Annotated in this window: 1 protein-coding gene; it reads left to right on the plus strand. The window is 70.9% G+C overall.

Features of this window, described 5'->3' with window-relative positions:
• Positions 1–301: 301 nt before the first annotated feature.
• Positions 302–1,362 (plus strand): IS110 family RNA-guided transposase (locus AB0L25_RS41030; protein WP_500179057.1); only part of this gene is annotated, 1,061 nt, incomplete at its 3' end.

Genomic DNA, 1,362 nt, shown 5'->3' on the forward strand with positions numbered 1-1,362 from the left:
GTGGATCTTCGACCCGGGCTTGCCGCGGTCGACAGGATTCGGGCCCGTCAGCTCCCCGTTACTTTGTTCGTGGCCCGGAGACGGGCTCCCGGTCTCTGGATCTGGCATGACTCCAGCTCCCCAGTCCTTCCATGATCGAAAGGGTGTTGTCACCAGGTTCGGAGGCATCGGCAGACCGCTGATGAGGGGCATGACCGCGCAGCCCACCTGGGCTGGCAGGCTCTTTGTAACGTGGATGCCGGCACGCTGATGCCGCAGGTGAGGCCGGGGAGAACGCATCACTTCGATCGGAAGGCAGCACGTGAGCGACCCCGGCGACATCGGCGTCTTCTGCGGCCTGGACGTCGGCAAGAGCGAGCACCACGCCACCGGCCTGACCCCAAGCGGCAAGAAGGTCTTCGATCAGCGGCTTCCCAACAGCGAGCCCAAGCTGCGGGAGCTGTTCGACCGCCTTCAGGCCCGCTGGGGCACGGTGCTGGTGGTCGTGGACCAGCCCGCCTCCATCGGCGCGCTGCCGCTGGCGGTGGCCCGCGAGGTCGGCTGCCAGGTCGCCTACCTGCCCGGGCTGGCGATGCGCCGCATCGCCGACCTGTATCCCGGCGAGGCCAAGACCGACGCGCGCGATGCGTTCATCATCGCCGACGCGGCCCGCACCATGCCGCACACCCTGCGCCAACTGGCGTCCGACGACGAGGCCGTCGCCAAACTGCAGATGCTCGTCGGCTTCGACGATGACCTGGCGGCCGAATCGACTCGCCTGATCAACCGCCTGCGGGGCCTGCTCACCCAGATTCACCCCTCGCTGGAGCGGGTGCTGGGACCGCGGCTGGACCACCCGGCCGTCCGCGCCCTGCTGGAACGCTTCGGCTCCCCGGCCCAGCTCCGCGCCGCCGGACGCGGCCGGCTGCTGCGGGCACTGCGGCCCAAGGCGCCTCGCACGGCCGAGCGCCTGGCCGACGACATCCTGGCCGCGCTGGACGAGCAGACGGTGACCGTGCCCGGCACCGACGCCGCCGCACTGATCATCCCCAGCCTGGCGCGCTCGCTCAGCGCCGTTCATGACCAGCGCGCCGCCTTGGCGGCCCGGATCGAAGAACTGCTGGAGGCCCACCCTCTTTCCAAGGTCCTGACCTCCCTGCCCGGCGTGGGGGTCAGGACCGCCGCCCGCATCCTGATCGACGTCGGGGACGCCAGCCGCTTCCGCAACGCCGGGCACCTGGCCGCCTACGCCGGCCTGGCCCCCGCCACCCGGACCTCAGGCTCCTCAATCCGCGGCGAGAGCCCGTCCCGACGCGGCAACCGACAACTCAAACGGGCCTTCTACCTGGCCGCGTTCGCCTCCCTGCGCGACCCGATCTCCCG

Source organism: Spirillospora sp. NPDC052242 (assembly GCF_040679555.1).
Classification (GTDB): domain Bacteria; phylum Actinomycetota; class Actinomycetes; order Streptosporangiales; family Streptosporangiaceae; genus Spirillospora.